This is a genomic window from Roseobacter weihaiensis (genome assembly GCF_020622345.1).
In the GTDB taxonomy this organism is placed as follows: domain Bacteria; phylum Pseudomonadota; class Alphaproteobacteria; order Rhodobacterales; family Rhodobacteraceae; genus Roseobacter; species Roseobacter weihaiensis.
The window spans coordinates 24,526-45,061 of the sequence record NZ_JACNMO010000007.1; the positions used below are offsets into that span (position 1 = coordinate 24,526).

Sequence of the window (20,536 nt, forward strand, 5' to 3'; positions counted from 1 at the left end):
CGCGATATCCTCAGGCCGCTACCTTAAGACACAGCACCCAGCAACGCCGCGTTCCCGCCAGAGGCAGTGGTGTCGACGCAGAGGTGACGCTCGGCCAAGGCGCGCGCTGCGTCGGGACGGCCTGCCAGCAACGGGATGATTGGTCCCTGACGCTTTGCCAGTGCTGCTTCGATGGCTTGTCCGGTTTCGCGGTCCCCCCACCACAGGATGCCGCCATAGGCCGGGCCTTCGGTCAGGGCATCCGGGGAAATGCGCCCGTTGGCCTGTACCGCGATGCCACCCAGGGCCTCAATGGCTTTGGCTTGGGTGGCGGCGGTTGCCGGGCCCGGACCGAGGCACAACAGGGCGGGCCGCGCGAGGGTGCTGAGCCGGTTTGTCTCGCCGGTGGGGCCCGGCAGGCTCAGCGTGGTGCGCAGACGCTGACGCTCCTGGACCGGCAGCGTGGGCAGGTCGGTCTGATCCCGGTCCCAGCGCTCCTCGGAACGTTGCCGATCGGGGGTGCCGAAGCGGGGCAGGTAATGCGGCCCGCCCGCCTTGGGTCCGGTGCCTGAAAGACCCTCTCCGCCAAAGGGTTGGCTGCCGACGATGGCCCCGATCTGGTTGCGGTTGACATAGATGTTGCCCGCCTCGATCCGCTCCGCCACATGCTGGACGCGGTCGTCGATCCTTGTGTGCAGCCCAAAGGTGAGCCCGTAGCCGGTGGCGTTGATCTCCGCGATCACCCGGTCGAGGTCACGCGCCTTGAAGGTGGCCAGATGCAGCACCGGGCCAAAAATCTCGCGCTCAAGCTCCGCGATCCCCGAAACAGCGATGAGCGTCGGGGGGATGAAGGTGCCCTGCGACGGTGCTGACAGCTCCGCCAGCACCCGACCTTTCGAACGAGCGGCGTCGACATGGGCGGCGATGCCTGCGCGGGCGGTCTCGTCAATGACAGGTCCCACATCGGTCGACAGGTGCCAGGGATCGCCCAGCCGCAAGACCTGCATCGCGCCGATCAGCATTTCGGTGAAACCTTCCGCAATGTCTTCCTGCACGTAGAGACACCGCAGTGCCGAACAGCGTTGTCCGGCGGATTGAAACGCGCTTTCGATGATGGATTGCACGGCCTGTTCGGGCAGGGCGGTGCTGTCGACGATCATAGCGTTCAGACCGCCGGTTTCCGCAATCAGCGGCGTGCCGGGCGCGCAATGGGCCGCCATGGCGCTGCGAATGCGCCAGGCGGTTGCGGTCGACCCGGTGAAGGCCACACCATTCACACGCGCATCCGAGGTGAGCAGGGCGCCGACTGCGCCATCGCCGGGCAGAAGCTGCAAGGCGCTGCGCGGCACACCGGCCTCATGCAGCAGAGAGACCGCGCGATAGGCGATCAGCGGTGTCTGCTCGGCGGGTTTGGCCAAAACCGCGTTGCCGGCCGCCAGTGCTGCACTGATCTGGCCCGTAAAGATCGCCAGTGGAAAGTTCCAGGGCGAGATGCAGGTAAAGACCCCGGCGGGCGGCGTCTCGGTGGCTTGCATCGCATAATAGCGCAGGAAATCAACCGCTTCGCGCAGTTCCGCCACGCAATCCGGCAGGCTCTTTCCAGCTTCGCGGGCCAAGAGCGCAAAGAGCTCGCCGAACTGGGCTTCCATCAGCTCCGCCGCCCGCAACAGCGCTGTGCGGCGGGTACTGAGCGGGGCGCTCCAAGGCTCGGCGGCAGCAAAGGCGTGATCCACATCGCGCCGCGCCGCCGGTTGCACCGTGCCCGGTGAGCCCTCCGGATCCGAGGGGTTTCCAACCGGCACGGCAGCGGCAGACGGCGTGTCAGGGTCGCCGGCCAAGAGCGGTCGGGCATGCCAGCGATGTGCGGCAAAGACCGCGCGCGCGGCATAGACCTTGTCGAGCGTCTGGCTATGGGTCAGGTCAAACCCCACGGCGTTCGCGCGGGTGGGTTCAAAAAGGTCCGGGCCTTTCGCAATCGGGGGCGGGTTTTCGCGCTGCAGGGTCTCAAACGGATCAGCGGCAACGACCTCGGGCGGGACGGCCTGGTCCACGATCTGATTGACGAAACTGGAATTTGCCCCGTTTTCCAACAGCCGTCGCACCAGATAGGCCAGAAGATCACGATGGGCCCCCACAGGGGCATAGATCCGGCAGCGGGTCTGGTGCCGGTCGAGGACAAGCTTGTGCAAGGTCTCGCCCATGCCGTGCAGGCGTTGAAATTCAAAGGCCTCGGGGTCCTTGGCCATATGCAGAATGGCTGCGACCGTATGGGCGTTATGGGTGGCAAACTGGGGATAAATCCGGTCCGTCATCCCCAAAAGTTTTTTGGCGTTGCAGATGTAGGAGACATCAGTGGCCGCTTTCTGGGTAAACACCGGGAAGCCGTCGACCCCCTGGACCTGCGCGCGTTTGATCTCCGTGTCCCAATAGGCGCCCTTGACCAGCCGAACCATGATCTTGCGATCATAGCGCACCGCCATCTGGTAAAGCGTGTCGATCACGGTGCCCGCGCGCGGGCCGAAAGCCTGGACCACGATGCCAAACCCGTCCCATCCCGCCAGAGCAGGCTCGGCCATCACCCGGTCGATCACCTCCAGCGAGAGCGCCAGCCGGTCTGCTTCTTCAGCGTCGACATTCAGCCCCATGCCGGCGGATTTTGCCAGCAAAGCCAGCGACCGAAGGCGGGGCACAAGATCGGCCATTACTGCCTCTTCCTGGGCGATCTCATAGCGCGGGTGCAGGGCGGAAAGCTTTACCGAAATGCCCGGATTCTTGCGGATATCGCCCTGCGTGCAGGCCGCAGCAATGGCGGAAATCGCCCGGCTGTAACTGAGGTGGTAGCGCTTTGCGTCCGCCTGGGTGCGCGCGGCTTCGCCCAGCATGTCATAGGAGTATGTAAAGCGTTTTTTCTCCATCGCTTCAGCGCGTTCCATGGCGCTGCTGATGTTTTCCCCAAGAACGAACTGACGCCCCATCTCTTTCATGGCGCGGCTCACGGCGGTGCGGATCACCGGCTCGCCTAACCTCTTGATGGCGGCCCGCAGGTGACGCACCGGGCCGGGCTGCTCATCGTCCAGCACGCGGCCCGTCAGCATCAGCGCCCATGTGGAGGCATTCACAAGACTGGAGCTGGAATGACCCAGATGGCGGCCCCAGTCGGACGGGGCGATCTTGTCTTCGATCAGGGCATCGATGGTCTCGGCATCGGGCACCCGCAACAACGCTTCGGCCAGACACATCAGCGCGACGCCCTCGTCGGTCGAGAGACCATATTCCGCCAGAAAAACCTCCATCAGGCCGGGCGCTGTGGTGTTGCGGATATCGCGCACCATTTCGGCGGCGTTCTTGCCGATCACTCGCCTGTCGTCGGCGCTGAGGGCGGCCTCCCGCATCAGGCCTGCCAGGACATCCTCTGGCGCCGCATAGGTCTCGGCGTCGATCCTGTGTCGCAAAGAAGGTGTCATATTACATACCATGGTCAGCCCTGGACTTATTTTGACTGGTTTAACACGAAAATGTCAGTCATATTTCCTGATAGGCGGGGCAAGAAGGATAAAATGATGGATTTTATGAGGTTTGGCAGGTCAAGTGAGCAGCCTGATTTTGACCGCTTCGATCGCGCGATTCTGGCCGTCTTGGCCGAAGATGGCCGGATCAGTATCACGGATTTGTCCAAGCGCATCGGGTTGTCGAAATCACCGACGCAGGCGCGGTTGCGCCGTTTGGAGCAAAGCGGCGTTATCATCGGGTATCGTGCGCTGCTGGATCCGATCCAACTTGGTCTTGATCACGTGGCCTTTGTCGAAGTTCGGCTGAGCGACACCCGCGAGGCTGCGCTGACCGCCTTCAATCTTGCGGTGGCGCGTGTGCCTGAAATAGAACAGGCCCATATGATTGCTGGGAATTTCGACTATCTCTTGAAGGTACGCACGCGTGATATGTCCGACTACCGCCGCTTTCTGGGCGAAAAGATTTCGGAACTCCCCTACGTTGCAAATACATCCACCTATGTTGCCATGCAGGCGGTGAAAGAGACGATGTTGGCGGATACGGCTTGACGCATGGCCTCGCCGTGCCATCCTCTTGGGGATGAAATTGAAAGCTTTTGCATTTGTTGTACTGGCGTCTCCCGGTCTTGCCGATTGCCCGCCGGTGCCGGATATTTCAGGGCCGCTGACCAGCCTTATTGAGCAGGCGCGCGCGGCCCCCAATGATGCCGCAGGCCGGGCGCTTTCCGATGAGATGTGGAAATTGTGGTTACGGCCCCCGGATGAGGCGGCGCAGGCCGTTCTGGACAGGGGTCTGCGCGCGCGGGCAAGTTACGACTTTTTGGGGGCGATTGAGGCCTACACGGACCTGATCGAATATTGCCCGTTCTATGCGGAAGGGTTCAATCAACGGGCCTTTATCCATTTTCTGCGCGATGACTACGGCAAAGCGCTCGTTGATCTTGACAAGACACTGGCGCTTTTGCCCGACCACGTGGGGGCCCAGTCCGGTCGCGCGTTAACCTTGATGAACCTCGGCCGGTTGAGCGAAGCACGCGTGCAACTGCTTGAAGCGCTTGAAAATAATCCATGGCTGTCAGAGCGCTTTCTACTGAACGAAGGCGGCCCGCTGGCATCAGAGGGAAAAGATATCTGACACCGTTTACACTGCTTCACGCTCGTTTATGGTGCGCCTCGTGCCCGCGTGGTGGAATGGTAGACACAGGGGACTTAAAATCCCCAGGCAGGAATGCCGTGCCGGTTCGAGTCCGGCCGCGGGTACCACGGAAGAAAGAGCCGCTTGGCGGTTTGCGTTAAGGTGCCACGGGGCACGCCGCCGTCCGGAACACTCTGTTCTGCGCAGCCCTTGTATCAGGGAAACGGCGGTCTTTTTTGAAAATCCCGGCAGCCTCCTGCGCAAGACAGATGCCGTGAGATCCTACGCTGGATCTAGCTAAAAGTTTACATTGTCAGCCGGTCGGAAGGGAGCGTGGGCCGACCCTTGTTAAGCGCTCGGTAAGACCTGCGCCTTAGGTGTGAGGATGAAAAGACAGCTCTGCAAACCAGATGTGGGGCTGCAGTCGATCTACTTGCGCGTAAGGGAAACATGCAATGAGTTTACGGAAACGGTCCGCGGCGCGGGGCAACCCGCTCAATACGTTGTTTTTCAAATGTACCTTCATGGTAATGATCTGCGTTGTCGTGGTTGTGGCGGCCATTGCGATCAACGAACGCGGCAGTAAAGTAGAAATGACGGAAGCGGCGCTCGCTGAACGGGCAGCGGAAGTGACAGGCCTTCTTGCCATGCAATTGGGCGGTGCAATCAAATTTGGAAATTCTCAGGCGATCGACGAGATCGTCACCGATGTGATCGCTGGTGCGAAACCGGATGCTGCCGGGGCATATATCGTCGGCGCCAGTGGCGAAGTCTTGTATTCCTTGACAGGCGAAACCTTTGATCTGGCCACGGCCGAAGAGCTTGCCGCGAGAGCCATGGAAACAGGCGAACGTGTCACCTCGGAAAGTGGCCTTATTGCTGCTTTCCCAGCCATTTTCGGAGAGGGATCGGACGTTGCTGGGGTTGTGGTGACAGGGTGGGATGACACGAACCAACTGGCGCTGCTTCAGGCAGTGCAGAAACGCAACCTGATGCTCGGTGCTGGCGTGATGCTCGTGGGCTTGCTGTTGTCCGCCTTGTTCTTGCGCTCGCAGATGTCGCGCCCACTTGTGCGGCTAGAGGAGACGATGAGCCGTGTCGCACAGGCTGATTATGATCTGGAAGTGCCGTTCACAGGGCGGGGCGATGAAATTGGCAAAATGGCTCTGCGGCTGGACGATTTTCGCGTTTCCTTGGCCGAGGCAAAGGAGGCAGAAGTTGAAAGCGCGTTCAAGAGTGCCGCCTTCAACGGGTCAAGCGCGCCAATGATGATGGTAGATGAAGACTTGCGGATCATTTTCGTAAATCCGAGCTGTGAAGCGCTCTTGAAGTCTATGGGCGGCGATTTTGGAAGTAGCTGGCCCGGGTTGGATCCCCAAAAACCGCTGGGGGCGGATCTGGCCAGTTTCGTGCCACTGAAGTCTCAGACAGACAAGATGAAGACCGTGGGCCACGGTGCCTTCCCCTTGTCCGAGACAGTCAAGGTGGGTGAGTTTTTGATCGAAATCGCTATGAATGCTGCGGAAAATGATCAGGGCGACATGATTGGCGCAGTTATACAGTGGAGCGATAAAACACGGGCCAATCACAATGCGGCGTTGTTGGGCGCGCTTGATGAAAACCAGCTGCGCATCGAATTTGATGCAAGCGGGAAGGTTGTGGAGATCAACAAAAAGGCTTGCGAACTCGTTGCCGTATCGCCCGATGAAGCGCACTCCAAAACTCTGGTTGACCTTTTTGCCGGCACTGCGGATGAGAAAATGACGGCCTCGGACATGCAGACCTCGATCCTGAGTGGCGCTGCCATGTTTGGCCAGTTCAGAATGAAATCCGGTCAGCCTGATGAGATGAAATATGTTGATGGCAGTTTTGCAGCCGTTCTTGATCTGACCGGAAACGTGGAACGTGCCATCTTTCTGGGCGCAGATGTCACTGAAAATGCCATTGCGATCCGGACCGCGGAAACCGAGCGGCTGCGTGTGGCGCAAGAGCAGATGAATATCGTCGAGGCTTTGGGTGTTGCTCTGAAAAGCCTGTCTGGCGGCGATCTGACCAATGAAATCGCAGAGAAATTCCCGGATGATTACGAGAAACTTCGCGAGGATTTCAACGATGCGATCACATCATTGAGAGAGGCTGTCAGCGCCGTTGTGCATAATGCGGACTCCATCCGAAATGAGACCAAGGAGATTACGTCCGCGGCGGACGATCTGTCCCGGCGTACGGAAAAGCAGGCGGCCACGCTGGAGGAAACCGCTGCAGCGCTGGATGAGTTGACCAGTTCCGTCAGATCTGCCGCTGAGGGCGCTGATGAAGCATCCAGGATTTCGGCAGAAGCGCAGGCGAACGCCGAGCAAGGAGGCGATATCGCCAAACAGGCGGTTTTGGCGATGGATGGGATCAAGAATTCGTCACAGGAAATCTCCAAGATTACTTCGGTCATTGATGACATCGCCTTTCAAACCAATTTGCTGGCGTTGAACGCAGGTGTTGAGGCTGCAAGAGCTGGTGAGGCAGGACGTGGTTTTGCTGTCGTCGCGACCGAGGTGCGCGCCCTTGCGCAACGATCCTCAGACGCTGCAAGAGAGATCAACGGGCTGATTTCAAGTTCCGGTGAGCAAGTGAATCAGGGCGTTGAACTCGTAGATAAAACGGGCACGGCACTATCAGCCATTGTCACCTCTGTTTCGGAAATCTCCAAACGTGTTGCTGGTATTGCCGCCTCTGCGCGGGAGCAATCGGTCGGGCTGAACGAGATTAATTCCGCCGTCAATGATCTGGACCATGTCACGCAGCAAAACGCCGCGATGTTTGAAGAGACAACTGCTGCCAGTCACGCTCTTACTGCGGAAGCCGATGCGTTGGCTGCTGCCGTATCCCGCTTTGACTTAGGTGAGGGCAGAACACCTGCTGCTACAAAGCCGCGAACGGCAGCATCGGCCACCAGCCGGAACACTGTGGCGGCAACGGCTACACATGGCAATCTTGCCCTGAAGCCACAAGGAGAAGCTGAAGCTGGATGGGAAGAGTTTTGACACGGCAAACCTAAGGCCCGGCGAGCCCTGGAACTGCTCGCCGATTGAATAAGTCGGCGCGGCTTCAGCGTCAAGGTATCTGCCGGTGACAGTAAGAAATCAGGCCTTTGAGCAGGCAAAAAGATTGCTCCAGGATCTTTCTTAGGTCCCCGAAAAATCACTTTGCCATTTTTCTCGCTGTTCATCGGTGATTTTGGCGAATAGCACGTCCGGCACGGTAAAAGCGTGACCCGCCTTCAACTGATCTACCGCAGTATTGGCGCTCTCAGGCCAACCTGCTGCAGGCGTGCCAAAGCTTTCCAAAATGACTTCCGAGGCATCCGGTACGAAAGGGGAGGAAATCACACCGAAGAAATGCGCGAGGTTGAGCCCCAGTCTCGTTTGCATCGCGGCCTTCTCGGGGTCTGTCTTGAATGTGCTCCAAGGCGCAACGGTTTGAAGATACTCATTCCCACTTGCCCAGATCGCGCGCAATTCCTGAGCTGATTTCCGGACCTCTATCGCCTGCATCAATGCCTCATAGCGGCCGAGGCGCTCTTGAATCGCGTGCAGAAGATCCATTTCGTCAGGGCCAAATGCGCCACCATCAGGCACTCGCTCTCCGAATTTCGAGCGGCAAAACTTGGTGATACGGCTTACAAAATTCCCCAACACATCAGCGAGATCTTTATTCACCGATACTTGGAAATTCTCCCAAGTGAATTCAGCATCACTGCTTTCTGGTGCGTGGCTGAGCAGCCACCAACGCCAGTAGTCTGCCGGCAAAATCTCCAAAGCCTGATCCATAAAAATACCGCGGCCCTGCGAGGTTGAGAACTGACCACCATCATACGTCAGGTAGTTAAAGGATTTCAGATGATCCACCAGCTTCCAAGGCTCGGCGGATCCCAGAATCGTTGCCGGAAAGCTCAGGGTATGGAACGGAACGTTGTCCTTGCCCATGAATTGCGTGTACCGCACGTCATCGGCCCCCTTGTCTGTGCGCCACCACCGTTCCCAGGCGGATGCATCCAAACCCTGCGCTTCGCTCCATTCAGAGGCACAGGCAATGTATTCGATGGGGGCATCAAACCAGACATAAAACACCTTTCCTTCCATGCCGGGCCATTCCTCTTTGCCCCTGCGGACCGGAATGCCCCAATCCAGGTCACGGGTAATGCCGCGGTCTTTAAGGCCGTCCCCGTCATGCAGCCACTTTTTGGCAATTGACGTGGTCAAAACGGGCCAGTCGGTCTTGCTGTCGATCCAGGCGTCGAGCGTGTCTTTCAGCACGGACTGCCGCAAATAAAGGTGCTTGGTCTGACGCACTTCCAGATCATTCGAGCCGGAAATGGCCGAGCGCGGCGCGATCAGGTCCGTGGGGTCAAGCTGCTTGGTACAGTTTTCACATTGATCGCCCCGCGCCTTGTCATACCCGCAATTCGGGCATGTCCCCTCGATGTAACGGTCCGGTAAAAAGCGTTTGTCGGCGTTTGAATAGACCTGCTGTTCTTGAACCTCTTCGATCAGCCCGGCCGCGTCCAGCTTGCCGGCAAAGTGTTGGGTCAACGCGTGGTTCTGGCGACTGGAGGACCGGCCAAAATGATCAAAGGAAAGCCGGAAGCCTCTCGCGAGCTCTGCTTGCACCGCGTGCATTTCGGCGCAGTAGTCCGCGACCGGTTTGCCAGCTTTTGCGGCCGCGAGCTCCGCAGGAGTGCCATGTTCATCCGTGGCGCAGAGAAACAGGACCTCGTGCCCTCGCGCGCGGAGGTATCGGGCATATAGGTCGGCGGGCAGCTGGCTGCCGACGAGATTGCCAAGGTGCTTGATCCCATTGATGTAGGGAATTGCAGATGTGATAAGATGGCGTGCCATAACCGGGGCCCCGTGGTCAGAGAATTTCAGTCCCCTCTACCTCAGCTGGGCGGGGAGGGCCACGGCCAAAAAACTCACCGACATGCTCTGCGGGCGTGCTTTTGCCGCAGAACCACCCGTCTCGGAAAGCGCGGCGTGACGCAGAGGCAAAGCCTGCCTGACCTGGCGGTGACCGCCGGCGCAGGGCCAAAGTGGGACTTCTTCAGGTCTGCGCGCGCAATTCCGCCCTTATGTCGATTGCGACACTATCATCGGCCAGGCCCGCATAGCCGGTTGCCCCGTAGGCTGATCGGCTCAGCCTGCCATTGAGCTGGATATAGAGCACCGAAAGGTCATCCACAGCCGTGCCAGCCGGGCGGCTGAGCATCGCATCGAGCGTAACGGGTTGCGTCACACCGCGCAGGGTCAGCTGCCCATCGATCTGCGCCCCTTCAGAGATCCGCCCGCGCGCGCCAAGCCGGATGCGGGTTGATGTGAAGCGGACGATGGGGTGGTTTGCCGCATCCAGCAGGTCCGCGCTCTTGATCGCTTGGGTGATGAAGACCAGGTTTGAGCGCACCTTGCGAATGTCTGCTGATACCGCGGCACTGGATCTGGTGAGGTTTTGCGTATCGATCCGAATATCCGTCGTCTCGATCGGGACGGTGCCGGACTGTTCCGTGCCGTTCGACGTAAAGGTGAAGGAAACACGCGAGCCTTCAGGGATCAGCAGGTAGGGACGGCCCGCTGCCAGACCTGCACTGGCCCAGCTTGCCAACCCGCCGGCGATAAAGAAGCGGCGTGTCAGATGTCTTTGCATGATCCGGTTCTCCTAATCCTTTATTCATATAGAATGTTTTCGGTGACCGTCCTATCACATATCACACAGAACTGATCTTGATTGCGTCGGCTGGTCATCGCGGCGCTGCTCCAGCAGGCGACAGACCAAAGGGCGATGAGAAACAAATGTTTCCGACAGACTTCTGACGACGTTTTAATCTCAACTATTTCTTAACGATGTCTACAGAAAAGCCGAACGATTTCGAGGAGTTGTAAACCTGCTTGCAGTAGCCGCAGTGCGGACTAAGGTAAGCTGCGAAAAAAAGGATTATGCCATGAAGATGAAACCGCTCGGGCGAACGGGGATAGAGGTTTCGGAGCTTTGTCTTGGATCAATGACATGGGGTACGCAGAACACCGTGGAAGAGGCGCATGATCAGATCGACAGGGCGCTACAGGCGGGTATCAACTTTATCGACACGGCGGAGATGTATCCGGTCAACCCGGTCTCGGCTGAAACCATCGGACGCACAGAGCGCATCATCGGATTGTGGTTTGAGCGGGTCGAGCGGCGCGAGGATGTGATCCTCGCCACCAAGCATTCAGGCGAAGGGCTTGCGGTGGTGCGCGAGGGTGCCCCCATCAGTGCCGAAACGATCCGCGAAGCGGTCGAGGGATCGCTGCGCAGGCTCAAGACCGACTATATTGATCTTTACCAGTTTCATTGGCCCAACCGTGGCAGCTATATGTTCCGCAAAAACTGGACCTTCGATCCCTCCAGCCAGGTGATGCTCGATACCCAGGGCCATATGGAAGAGGCGCTGGAGGCGTTGCAGAAGGAGGTCAAGCGCGGCACGATCCGTGCCTTCGGGCTCAGCAACGAAAGCGCCTGGGGGACGACAAAATGGCTCGAAGCTGCCGAGCGGGTCGGGGGGCCGCGCGTGGCGTCGGTTCAAAACGAATACTCCTTGCTCTGCCGTCTTTACGACACCGACATGGCCGAGATGAGCATTCAGGAAGATGTGCCATTACTCGCGTTTTCGCCGCTTGCTGCGGGGCTGTTGACGGGCAAGTATCAAAACGGAGCGATCCCCAAGGCGTCCCGGATGTCGATCAATGGCGACTTGGGGGGGCGCAAAAATGCGCGGGCTTTTGAGGCTGTCGATGCGTATCTGGCGATTGCCGGGAAACACGCGCTTGACCCGGCACAGATGGCCCTGGCCTGGTGCAAGACACGGCCTTTCATGGGGTCGATCATCTTTGGCGCGACCACGATGGTACAGTTGGAAACCTGTCTCGGGGCCGGTGATCTGGAATTGTCGGATGAAATCTTGACCGAGATCGACGCGGCGCATCGCGCGCATCCCATGCCGTATTAGACCACCCGGGCGGCGGATTTCGGCAGTATCCTTTGCGCAAGAATCAAAGTATCTGGGACTTTCAGGGGGCCTTGGCCCCGGCGAGTGCTTGATTGGGAGAGGGACCGGCATGCCGCTGACCATGAATAAAGAGGTCTTCATCACCTGCGCCGTGACGGGATCTGGCAGCACGCAAGACCGCAGCCCCCATGTGCCCCGGGCCCCCAAAGAGATCGCGGAGAGTGCAATTGCGGCGGCCAGGGCGGGCGCGGCGATTGTGCATTGTCATGTCCGCGATCCGCAAACCGGCACCCCCAGTCGCGACCTGGCGCTTTACCGCGAGGTGACGGAACGCATTCGCGACGCGGAGACGGATGTCGTGCTGAACCTGACGGCCGGGATGGGCGGTGACATGGTTTTTGGCACAACCGACGCACCCCTGCCGCTGAACGCGGCGGGCACCGACATGATCGGGGCTGCCGACCGCGTTGCGCATATTGCAGAATGTCTGCCGGAGATTTGCACGCTGGATTGCGGCACCATGAACTTTGCCGAAGCCGATTACGTGATGACCAACACAACCGGTATGCTCACGGCGATGGGCCGCATGATGACAGAGCTTGGCGTCAAACCCGAGATCGAGGCCTTTGACACGGGGCATCTGTGGTATGCCAAGCAGTTGGTGGCAGAGGGCGTGCTGGACGCACCGGCTCTTGTGCAGCTTTGCATGGGGGTGCCCTGGGGCGCGCCGGATGACCTCAACACCTTCATGGCGATGGTGAACAATGTGCCCGATGACTGGACCTTTTCCGCCTTTGGATTGGGTCGGCACCAGATGGCCTATGTTGCCGCCGCGGTTCTGGCAGGCGGGAATGTGCGCGTGGGGTTGGAGGATAACCTCTGGCTGGAGAAAGGCGTTCTGGCCGAGAACTGGCAGTTGGTGGAGCGGGCCGGCACCATCATTGAAAACATGGGCGCGCGGGTCATCGGAGCATCCGAGGTACGTGCGAGGCTGGGCCTCGAAAAGCGGGCGCCGCGGGCGTGAAAGCCATGCGGCGAGCTATTGCGCTGATCTGTCTGGGTGCCGGAGGGCTGGTTGCTTGTGCGCCGCATCCGCCAGAGCGTTTTCGGGACCCGCAGGCCCCCATCGGGGCCACCACGCGCTTTGATGCCCAGTCCTTTTCCGGACGCTGGCAGCTTGTGGCAAGTTTCGAGCCCCTGCCATTGGGCACGGTCGAGGTCTCCTATGCGCCCGAAGCGGCGCAGTTTGAGATCACCAGCGCCGCTGCGCCGGGTATCGCGGGCCGCTACCGCCAAGGCGCTGTGGGAGAGCTGATTGCTCTTGATCCGCGGCAGGACGGCTTGATCGTGCTGTGGGTGGATGAGGATTTCGAAACCGCCGCCATCGGAACGGTTTCGGGCCGCTTTGGGGCCGTGTTTGACCGGGATGGCAGGCTGCCAGCGGATCGGTCCGCCGCTGTGCGCGAAATATTCGACTTTTACGGGTGGGATGCCGATGCGTTGAAAAGGACAGCTCCATGACAAAGACAGCTGCAATCATCGGCGGCGGGGTCATCGGGGGTGGCTGGGCTGCGCGGTTTTTGCTGAACGGCTGGGATGTGCAGGTCTTTGATCCTGACCCGCAGGCGGAGCGCAAGATTGGTGAAGTGCTCACCAATGCTCGGCGCAGTTTGCCCGGGCTCACCGATATTGCCTTGCCCGCCGAGGGGCAGATCCGGTTTTGTGCCTGCATCACAGAGGCGGTCGAGGGGGCAAAGTGGATACAGGAAAGCGTGCCGGAGCGGTTGGAGGTCAAGCACAAGACCTTTGCGGCGGTGCAGGCAACCTGCGCGCCGCAGGCTATCATCGGATCATCGACATCGGGGTTTAAACCGTCTGAGTTGCAGCAGGGGATGTCGTGGCCCGATCAGATCATGGTCTGCCACCCGTTCAACCCGGTGTATCTTTTGCCGCTTGTGGAACTTGTCACCACACCGGCAAACGGGCGCGTGCGGATCGAGGCGGCCAAGGATCTCATCCGTGGCCTGGGCATGTATCCGTTGCATCTGAAAAAGGAAATTGACGCACATGTGGCGGACCGTTTTCTTGAAGCCGTTTGGCGCGAGGCTTTGTGGCTGGTCAAGGACGGAATTGCCACCACGGAAGAGATCGACAACGCGATCCGTTACGGTTTTGGGATACGCTGGGCGCAGATGGGGCTTTTTGAGACCTACCGTGTGGCGGGGGGTGAGGCGGGTATGAAGCATTTCATGGCGCAATTCGGCCCCGCGCTGAAATGGCCCTGGACCAAGCTGATGGATGTGCCCGAATTTAATGAGGCGCTGGTTGATCTGATTGCGGGGCAGTCTGATGCGCAGTCAGGAACCTACTCGATCCGGCAGCTGGAACAGATCCGGGATACCAATCTGGTCGCCATGATGCGCGCGCTCAAAGCGCAAGACTGGGGGGCGGGGACCTTGCTGGTGGCGCATGACCGGGCGCTCAAGGCGGGCACGTCCCTGGCCGTGCGGGCCGAAGAGATCGGCGATCCATCGCAACCCGTCCTATGCGTCCGCCGTGCTGTCCCGCTGGACTGGACCGATTACAACGTTCACATGAACGAGGCGCGATATCTGACCGCCTTTGCGGATGCTACGGATCGTTTCATGGAGATCATCGGCTGCGATGCCGCCTATATTGCGTCCGGGGGCAGTTACTTCACCGCAGAGACACATATCCGGCACCTTGACGAAGTGCATGCGGGCGCCGTCATCGAGATTTACACGCGTGTCCTGGCCGGTGGAGGCAAGAAGATGCATCTGTGGCATGAAATGCGGGAGGGTGCGCGCCTGCTGGCGACCGGGGAGCATTTTTTGCTGCACGTTGATCTGGAGACGCGCAAACCGGTGGAGGCCAGCCCGGCCATTGATGCAGCCCTGCGCCGGTTCGCAGAGGCGCAGGCACACCTGCCGAGGCCCACTGGGGCGGGTCGTTGGGTCGGAGCACCCCGCTGAGCGCCGTGCAAGAACACCGCCCCCTGATCCAGCGGCGCGCGCTGACGCGCGCACGACATGTTTTATCGGGCGTTTGGCTGGCGTCGCCTCACCTGACCTTGCGGGGTGTTGCATGAGCTTGCCGCACCCTGATCTCTGGGTTTTCTTGTCCTGTGCTGCCGCCGGTTTCCAGACTTTGCGGTTCATGCTGCAAAAAGTGCTGTCGACAGCGACCCTGACGCCGACAGGGGCCACTTTTGCGCGGTTTGTCTATTCCGCCCCCGTCATCTGCTGCGCAATCAGCCTGTATCTTTTGAGCACCGACCAGCGTGCCGACCAACCGGGCACCGTTTTCTGGGCTTACTCTGTCGCAGGGGGGGCAGCACAGGTGCTGGCAACCATCTGCGTGGTCACGCTTTTCAAGTCGCGCAGCTTTGCAGTGGGTGTGACCTTGATGAAGACAGAGGTGATACTCTCTGTTGTTGTGGGGCTGATCCTCTTGGGTGAAGGCGTTGGGACACTCGCGCTCGGGGCGATCGCGGTCGGGCTGGTTGGTGTGCTTTTGCTCTCGACACCGCCGGAGGTTACCGGCTGGGGTTGGCGCGAGATGTGGAACCGGAGTGTTGGCCTTGGTCTTGCATCAGGCATATTGTTTGCGGTGTCGGCGGTCAGTTACCGGGGGGCCTCTTTGGAAATTGCTGCCGAGGATCCGATCGTGCGCGCCGGGCTGACGCTGGCGGCAGTGACCACGATGCAGATGATCGGCATGGCGCTCTGGCTGCGGTTTCGTGATCGGGCGCAGCTCCGTGCTGTCTGGCAGGCGCGGCGCACGGCCCTCTGGATCGGGATCATGTCGCTGGCCGGGTCGTTTTGCTGGTTTTTCGCCTTTACCCTGCAGACGGCAGCTTACGTGAAGGCGGTTGGGCAGGTGGAGCTGGTGTTCAGCCTGCTTGTGTCCGTTTTGTTTTTTGGTGAGCGCAGCAGTTGGCGCGAACTCATGGGCATGGTGGTTTTGTGTTTTTCCATCGCCATACTGGTGATCCTGGCATGACCGCGCCCGGATCAATCTGCTTGCGGATGCCCTCTGAGGCGCAAAAACAGGCTTTCTTCATCATCGTTTTTGAAAAACGGAACGCTGTCCGGGGGCTCACGGTCTCTGACCCGTGCCTGAATTTCCGCAAGCACAACTTCGGTGATGAAGGGCAGATCGAAACGGCGGACCTCTGCCAATCGCACCCATTGAAGATGCGAGAGCTCATCTGATGCGGCCGAAAAGTCATCAAGATCGGAGGCGATCCGGCTGGCATCGGCGAGAAAGAACCGGGCGTCAAAGCGGCGGGGCCGGCCCGTTGGCGTGATGGCGCGAAACACAAATTGCAGCCCCGAGGCGTCGGGTAAGTGCCCTGTCTGTGCAAAGCTCTGCCAATCCTCCGGGGCTGTTCGCGGCCAGGGCCCAGGGGTGCCCAGAACAAGGCCCGTCTCTTCCCAGAGCTCTCGAATGGCTGCAACTGCAAGCGCATGCGCGCTGATCTGGGCGGTATTTTCTGCCAGACGCTTGCTGCACAGGGCGGGCAGGGGGCTCTGCAGGGCAATCCGGGCATCGCCTGTGTCAACCGCACCCCCGGGAAAGACGAACTTGTTGGGCATGAAGGCGGCCTTCGCGCCGCGCTGCCCCATCAGGATCTGCGGATCGTCATCTCTGTTTCGCAGCACGATGACCGTTGCCGCATCGCGAATGGCTGTCTTGTCTGACGGATTTTCTCGTGTCACCGCGTCCTGCCCAAATGCGAGGCGTGGGGCTGGCTCAGGCTTGCCTGCTAAAACCTCCCATGCCGCGGGCCCATTGGTAACCCACCATGGCCCCTTTCAATCTGGGCAAAAGATAGAGTGACAGGCCCACGCAGCCAACCGCAAAAACGGTAAAGAGCGTCAGCGGCTCCGGGCGCCATGTGACGAAGGCAAAATGAAGTAGTGGTGCCATCAGGTGGCCCACAAACAAAATGGTCAGATAGGCGGGCCCGTCGTCCGCCCGGTGGTGAAACAACTCTTCCCGGCAGACCGAGCATGTGTCATTCACCTTGAGATAGGACTTCAGCAGCGGGCCGCTGCCACAATGCGGGCATTTGCGACGCCAGCCGCGCAACATGGATCGCTTGGTGTCACGCTCGGTGATGCCCGTTTCGATGTCGGGTGTATTCTGCATATTTTCTGTCTGTACACTGCTCATGTCGTTCACTGAGGTGACCCTTTTGCGTTTCCCTTAGATCAATGCGCCTTTGAAATCACGATTGAAAGGGCGCGCGCCGTCGCTGCGGCGGGATGTCGCTAGAAAGTGCAGTTTTTTGCGACGGAAAAAGGCGCAGCTCGCGTTTGAGTAGATAAGGGGCGCTGAAAACAGGCGTAACGGATCGAAAACGAAGGAGAACAAGAATGAAACGACTCACATTTACGGCAGGTGTCACTCTTTGCGCGATCGCATTGGCCTCGGGTGCTGCGCTGGCGCGCTCCGGTGACCGTCCGGCCCCGGCGAGCTTTGAGCAGCTCGATACCAATGGTGATGGCCAGATCACCCGTGAAGAGATGTCCGTCCTGCGCGGCGCAAGGCTGGCGCGGGCGGATACCGACAGTGATGGTCTCATCAGTCTGAGCGAGCTGGAGATCCATTCGGTTGAAAGGTCAAGGGAGCGGGCTCAAGCGATGATGGACCGTCTTGACGCCGATGCGGACGGTATGTTGTCGTCGGAGGAGCTTGGCGGCGGTGAGCGGGCCAACCGCATGTTTGAGCGCGTTGATCAGGATGGGGATGGTGCGATCAATCAGGCGGAATTCGACGCCGCGCGCGACCGGATGCCAAAGCGCGGTCCTCAGGTGGACTGAGGTGACAGGATGCGGGCCAGGTGGTGTGCCTAGGTGCAGCAGCATGCGCCTTTCCGAATAAGGCCTGATAAAACACTTATGCACATCTCACTTGGCCCGGAAGCAGACCTGCCAGACGAAACCCTGCTGCAGCACTATGCAGCAGGGGATGGCCGGGCGGCGACAACCCTGACCGCGCGTCTCTTGCCCCGTGTCTATCGCCATGCGCGCCGATTGCTCGGGGAGGACAGTGAAGCCGAAGATGTGGCGCAAGACGCAATGATGCGGCTTTGGCGGATTGCGCCGGACTGGCGGTGTGGTGAGGCGCAGGTCACCACATGGCTTTACCGGGTGACCGCCAACCTTTGTGTGGACCGGCTGCGCAGACGTCGCGGTGTGACGCTGGACGATATTGCGGAGCCTTTGGATGATGGCCCCAGCGTCCTTGAGCAAATTCAGGACCGGACCCGGATCGATGCACTGCAGGATGCGCTGGATCAGTTGCCGGTCCGGCAGCGCGCAGCGGTTGTTTTACGGCATATTGAGGGGCTTTCGAACCCTCAGATTGCCGAGGCGATGGACATTAGCCCCCGCGCGGTCGAAAGCTTGACCGCGCGGGGCAAACGAGCGTTGGCTGAAGTGTTGCACAGCCGCCGCGCAGACCTTGGATATGAAAATGACGCAGAATGACAAACCAGATCCAGTCTCTGTAGATGTTCTCCTGGCGCGCGCCAGAGACACGGAGGTGCAGCTGCCGCCCGGTTTGGCGCAGCGGGTGGTCGCCGATGCGCTGAACGTCCAACCGCAGCCCCGGGCAACCCCGCGCCGGCGAGGGGGGGGGCAACGGCTTCTGGCGGCCCTTGGCGGATGGCCCGCTCTGGGGGGGCTGGTGGCGGCAAGTTGCACCGGTTTCTGGATCGGTATCAGCCCGCCGGAGGGGGTGATCGATGCCGGTGCCTTGCTGGTGAACGCTTCCTCACCAACTATCTACGACGAGGCGGCAGAGCTGACGGCCTTTGGCTGGGATGTGGAAGAAGGATAAGCCATGCAAGATGCTGAACAACCCCCCCCCGCGGGCACCGGACGCTGGATAAAGATCCTGCTGGCGGCATCCCTGGCGCTGAACCTCGCTGTGGCCGGGCTGATTTTGGGGGCTGTGATCCGCCATGACGGACCGATGGACCGGATGAAACGCAGCCCGACCCTGGGGGCATTTGGCGCGCCCTATATGCTTGCCCTCCCCCGTGAGGACAGGCGCGCGGTCCTGCGCGTCATGCGGTTCTCGCAGGATGGTGGTGTTCCCAGCCGCGAGATGCGCCGTGCGGTTTTCCAGGAAGTGCTGACAAGCCTGCGCGCCACGCCGTTTGACAGCGCGCAGCTTCAGGCGGTGGTGGTCCGTCAGGCGGCGATCACGATTGATGTGCAAAAACGGGCGCAATCGGCCTGGCTGGAGCTTGTCGAGGGCATGACCGATGCGGAACGGGCAGACTATGCCGATGCGGTCGAAGAGGTCCTGAACCGAGGACCAAAGCGGCGCTAACCTGCGCCGAAGGGCGCCGCCCTAGGCCGCCGGGCGTGCCAGGTTCACCTGATTGCGGCCCTGCAGCTTGGCCTCGTAGAGCGCCTTGTCTGCTGCATCAAGCAGCCTGTTGGCGTCGGCCGGCGTGCTCTGCACTCCTCGGATACTGCGGGTGCCGCCCATCGTCACGCCAATGGAGATGGTGACATCGATGGGATCGCTCGACCCTGGGATCACAAATCCTTTCCCCCCGATCTTGCGGCACAAACGGCTCGCCGTGACGCGCGCTTCGGTAAAGGGGGTCGCGGGCATGACGATGAGGAATTCCTCGCCGCCGATCCGCGCCAGCAGATCCACCCCGCGCAGGTTTTCGCGCAGTCGCCGCGCGGCCTCCACCAGCACCGCATCGCCCGAGGCGTGACCGTAGACATCATTGACCCGTTTGAAGTGATCCAGATCCGCTACCATAACGGCAAAGCTGCGACCGGTTGCGGCGGAATGCTCGGCCACGCGGGCCAGGTGGGGCATCGCGTAGCGGCGGTTGTGCAAGCCGGTCAGCGGATCGCAGACGGCGGCTTTCAGCCCGGTGCGCACCGTGGCGCGCAATTGATCCGCAATGCGCTTGCGCCGCATCAGCGCCTTGATCCGCAGCACCAGCTCGTTTTGCTCAAATCCGTCCATCATCAGGTCATCCGCACCCAGATCGAGCGCATAGGCCCCCAACCCCGGATCCGGTCTGGGCTGCACAACCAGGATACCCGCGTGACGCGTGATCGCGGTGGCGCGCACGGCCGCCAGCAGGCGCAGGATCTCGCCGCTGTGTTTATCGCCTTCTTCGAGCACCAGAATAAACACATCCGGAACGCGGCCGGGAGCGAGATCGCGCAGGGCGGTCTCGGGCGAGGTGTGGGTGAGCGATGACCGAAGATGCGGGCGCACACGCTGAATAATGGACTGTGCGGTCTTGCTGTCGGCGCTGACAATGACCGACCGTCCGGGGGGGCCGAAATCTGCCGTATCTTCGGCAAAACCCAAGGCCCTGGATGTGTCATCACGCATTTGCCATTCCGCCGCTGTGTTATGGGCCCGGATGAGACTGCGGACCCGGGCCAGAAGAAGGGTGTCGTCAATCGGTTTCAACATCACGTCATGTACCCCAGCCTCCAGCGCCTCGAGGCGACTGTCCGCGTTCGGGCGGCAGCCGACCACCATCATGGGGATCGCGCGTGTCTGGGGATTGCGATGCAATCTGCGGCACAGCTCGGCTGCATCCGCATCAGGCAGGGCCATGGCCGATATAATCAGGTCAGGGGCATGGCGCAGGGCAGCAACGCAGGCCTCATCGGCGGTCGCCGCCTGTATGACTTCGTAGAATGCCGACGCCAGCTTTACCTTTAAAACAATGCGATTGGTCGAGATCGCATCAACAATGAGAATTTTGCCCTGCACGCCGATTGCGTCCTTTTCTGGGGGGTTAACTGAGTATCGACTCTGACTGCAGATTGGTTAACAAAGCGTTTCAATTGGGATTAAAATTCG

Annotated in this window: 18 protein-coding genes and 1 tRNA gene; 13 read left to right on the forward strand and 6 right to left on the reverse strand. The window is 60.2% G+C overall.

From position 1 onward, the window contains the following. Positions 1-23: 23 nt before the first annotated feature. Complete coding sequence (gene putA, locus H7847_RS09745; protein ID WP_227269295.1) at positions 24-3,443, reverse strand: bifunctional proline dehydrogenase/L-glutamate gamma-semialdehyde dehydrogenase PutA; 3,420 nt, start codon at positions 3,441-3,443, stop codon at positions 24-26. 96 nt (positions 3,444-3,539) lie between these two features. Here putA and H7847_RS09750 point away from each other — a divergent pair, with 96 nt between their 5' ends. The 4 genes from H7847_RS09750 (at position 3,540) to H7847_RS27000 (ending at position 7,658) form a co-directional block, all read left to right on the forward strand. Beyond that, entirely contained in the window at positions 3,540-4,037 is a 498-nt protein-coding gene (locus tag H7847_RS09750; protein WP_227269296.1) for an Lrp/AsnC family transcriptional regulator, read from the forward strand. Positions 4,038-4,068: 31 nt separating this feature from the next. Then, positions 4,069-4,623, forward strand: a complete 555-nt coding sequence (locus tag H7847_RS09755; RefSeq protein ID WP_227269297.1) for a tetratricopeptide repeat protein — start codon at positions 4,069-4,071, stop codon at positions 4,621-4,623. A gap of 42 nt (positions 4,624-4,665) precedes the next feature. Continuing rightward, a tRNA-Leu gene (locus H7847_RS09760) sits at positions 4,666-4,751 on the forward strand. Between the two features lie 417 nt (positions 4,752-5,168). Then, positions 5,169-7,658, forward strand: coding sequence for a methyl-accepting chemotaxis protein (locus tag H7847_RS27000; protein WP_406675984.1), 2,490 nt, complete (start codon positions 5,169-5,171; stop codon positions 7,656-7,658). 141 nt (positions 7,659-7,799) lie between these two features. Here H7847_RS27000 and metG read toward each other — a convergent pair whose 3' ends face one another. Continuing rightward, positions 7,800-9,512, reverse strand: a complete 1,713-nt coding sequence (gene metG, locus H7847_RS09775; protein ID WP_227269298.1) for a methionine--tRNA ligase — start codon at positions 9,510-9,512, stop codon at positions 7,800-7,802. 202 nt (positions 9,513-9,714) lie between these two features. Next, positions 9,715-10,311, reverse strand: coding sequence for a YceI family protein (locus tag H7847_RS09780; protein WP_227269299.1), 597 nt, complete (start codon positions 10,309-10,311; stop codon positions 9,715-9,717). Positions 10,312-10,606: 295 nt separating this feature from the next. Here H7847_RS09780 and H7847_RS09785 point away from each other — a divergent pair, with 295 nt between their 5' ends. The 5 genes from H7847_RS09785 (at position 10,607) to H7847_RS09805 (ending at position 15,673) form a co-directional block, all read left to right on the forward strand. Then, positions 10,607-11,650 (forward strand): aldo/keto reductase, encoded by a 1,044-nt coding sequence (locus H7847_RS09785; RefSeq protein WP_227269300.1) that lies wholly within the window; start codon positions 10,607-10,609, stop codon positions 11,648-11,650. A 109-nt stretch (positions 11,651-11,759) separates the two neighbouring features. Continuing rightward, positions 11,760-12,674, forward strand: coding sequence for a BKACE family enzyme (locus H7847_RS09790; protein WP_227269301.1), 915 nt, complete (start codon positions 11,760-11,762; stop codon positions 12,672-12,674). 5 nt (positions 12,675-12,679) lie between these two features. Further along, entirely contained in the window at positions 12,680-13,171 is a 492-nt protein-coding gene (locus H7847_RS09795) for a lipocalin/fatty acid-binding family protein (RefSeq protein WP_227269302.1), read from the forward strand. Further along, the gene (locus H7847_RS09800) at positions 13,168-14,643 is read left to right on the forward strand and encodes a carnitine 3-dehydrogenase (protein WP_227269303.1); all 1,476 of its coding nucleotides are present in this window, start codon (positions 13,168-13,170) and stop codon (positions 14,641-14,643) included. The genes H7847_RS09795 and H7847_RS09800 overlap by 4 nt, the downstream gene beginning before the upstream one ends. 112 nt (positions 14,644-14,755) lie before the next feature. Then, positions 14,756-15,673: a DMT family transporter gene (locus H7847_RS09805; protein WP_227269304.1), complete on the forward strand. Its 918-nt coding sequence runs from the start codon at positions 14,756-14,758 to the stop codon at positions 15,671-15,673. Between the two features lie 11 nt (positions 15,674-15,684). Here H7847_RS09805 and H7847_RS09810 read toward each other — a convergent pair whose 3' ends face one another. Together H7847_RS09810 and H7847_RS09815 are read right to left on the reverse strand one after the other, a co-directional pair. Next, on the reverse strand, positions 15,685-16,392 hold the full coding sequence (locus H7847_RS09810) for an NUDIX hydrolase (protein WP_227269305.1): 708 nt from the start codon (positions 16,390-16,392) through the stop codon (positions 15,685-15,687). 34 nt (positions 16,393-16,426) lie between these two features. Further along, positions 16,427-16,825, reverse strand: coding sequence for a DUF983 domain-containing protein (locus H7847_RS09815; RefSeq protein WP_227269306.1), 399 nt, complete (start codon positions 16,823-16,825; stop codon positions 16,427-16,429). Positions 16,826-17,052: 227 nt separating this feature from the next. On the opposite strand from H7847_RS09815, the gene H7847_RS09820 reads away from it, so the two are divergent. The 4 genes from H7847_RS09820 to H7847_RS09835 all read left to right on the forward strand — a co-directional run bounded on the left by H7847_RS09820 (position 17,053) and on the right by H7847_RS09835 (position 19,018). Next, entirely contained in the window at positions 17,053-17,499 is a 447-nt protein-coding gene (locus tag H7847_RS09820) for an EF-hand domain-containing protein (RefSeq protein ID WP_227269307.1), read from the forward strand. Between the two features lie 78 nt (positions 17,500-17,577). Next, on the forward strand, positions 17,578-18,168 hold the full coding sequence (locus H7847_RS09825; RefSeq protein ID WP_227269308.1) for an RNA polymerase sigma factor: 591 nt from the start codon (positions 17,578-17,580) through the stop codon (positions 18,166-18,168). Further along, on the forward strand, positions 18,155-18,520 hold the full coding sequence (locus H7847_RS09830) for a hypothetical protein (RefSeq protein ID WP_227269309.1): 366 nt from the start codon (positions 18,155-18,157) through the stop codon (positions 18,518-18,520). Before H7847_RS09825 ends, H7847_RS09830 begins: the two co-directional genes overlap by 14 nt. Before the next feature lie 3 nt (positions 18,521-18,523). After that, positions 18,524-19,018: a periplasmic heavy metal sensor gene (locus H7847_RS09835; protein ID WP_227269310.1), complete on the forward strand. Its 495-nt coding sequence runs from the start codon at positions 18,524-18,526 to the stop codon at positions 19,016-19,018. A gap of 21 nt (positions 19,019-19,039) precedes the next feature. On the opposite strand, the gene H7847_RS09840 is transcribed toward H7847_RS09835, so the two are convergent. Next, the gene (locus tag H7847_RS09840) at positions 19,040-20,446 is read right to left on the reverse strand and encodes a diguanylate cyclase (RefSeq protein WP_227269311.1); all 1,407 of its coding nucleotides are present in this window, start codon (positions 20,444-20,446) and stop codon (positions 19,040-19,042) included. Positions 20,447-20,536 lie beyond the last annotated feature (90 nt).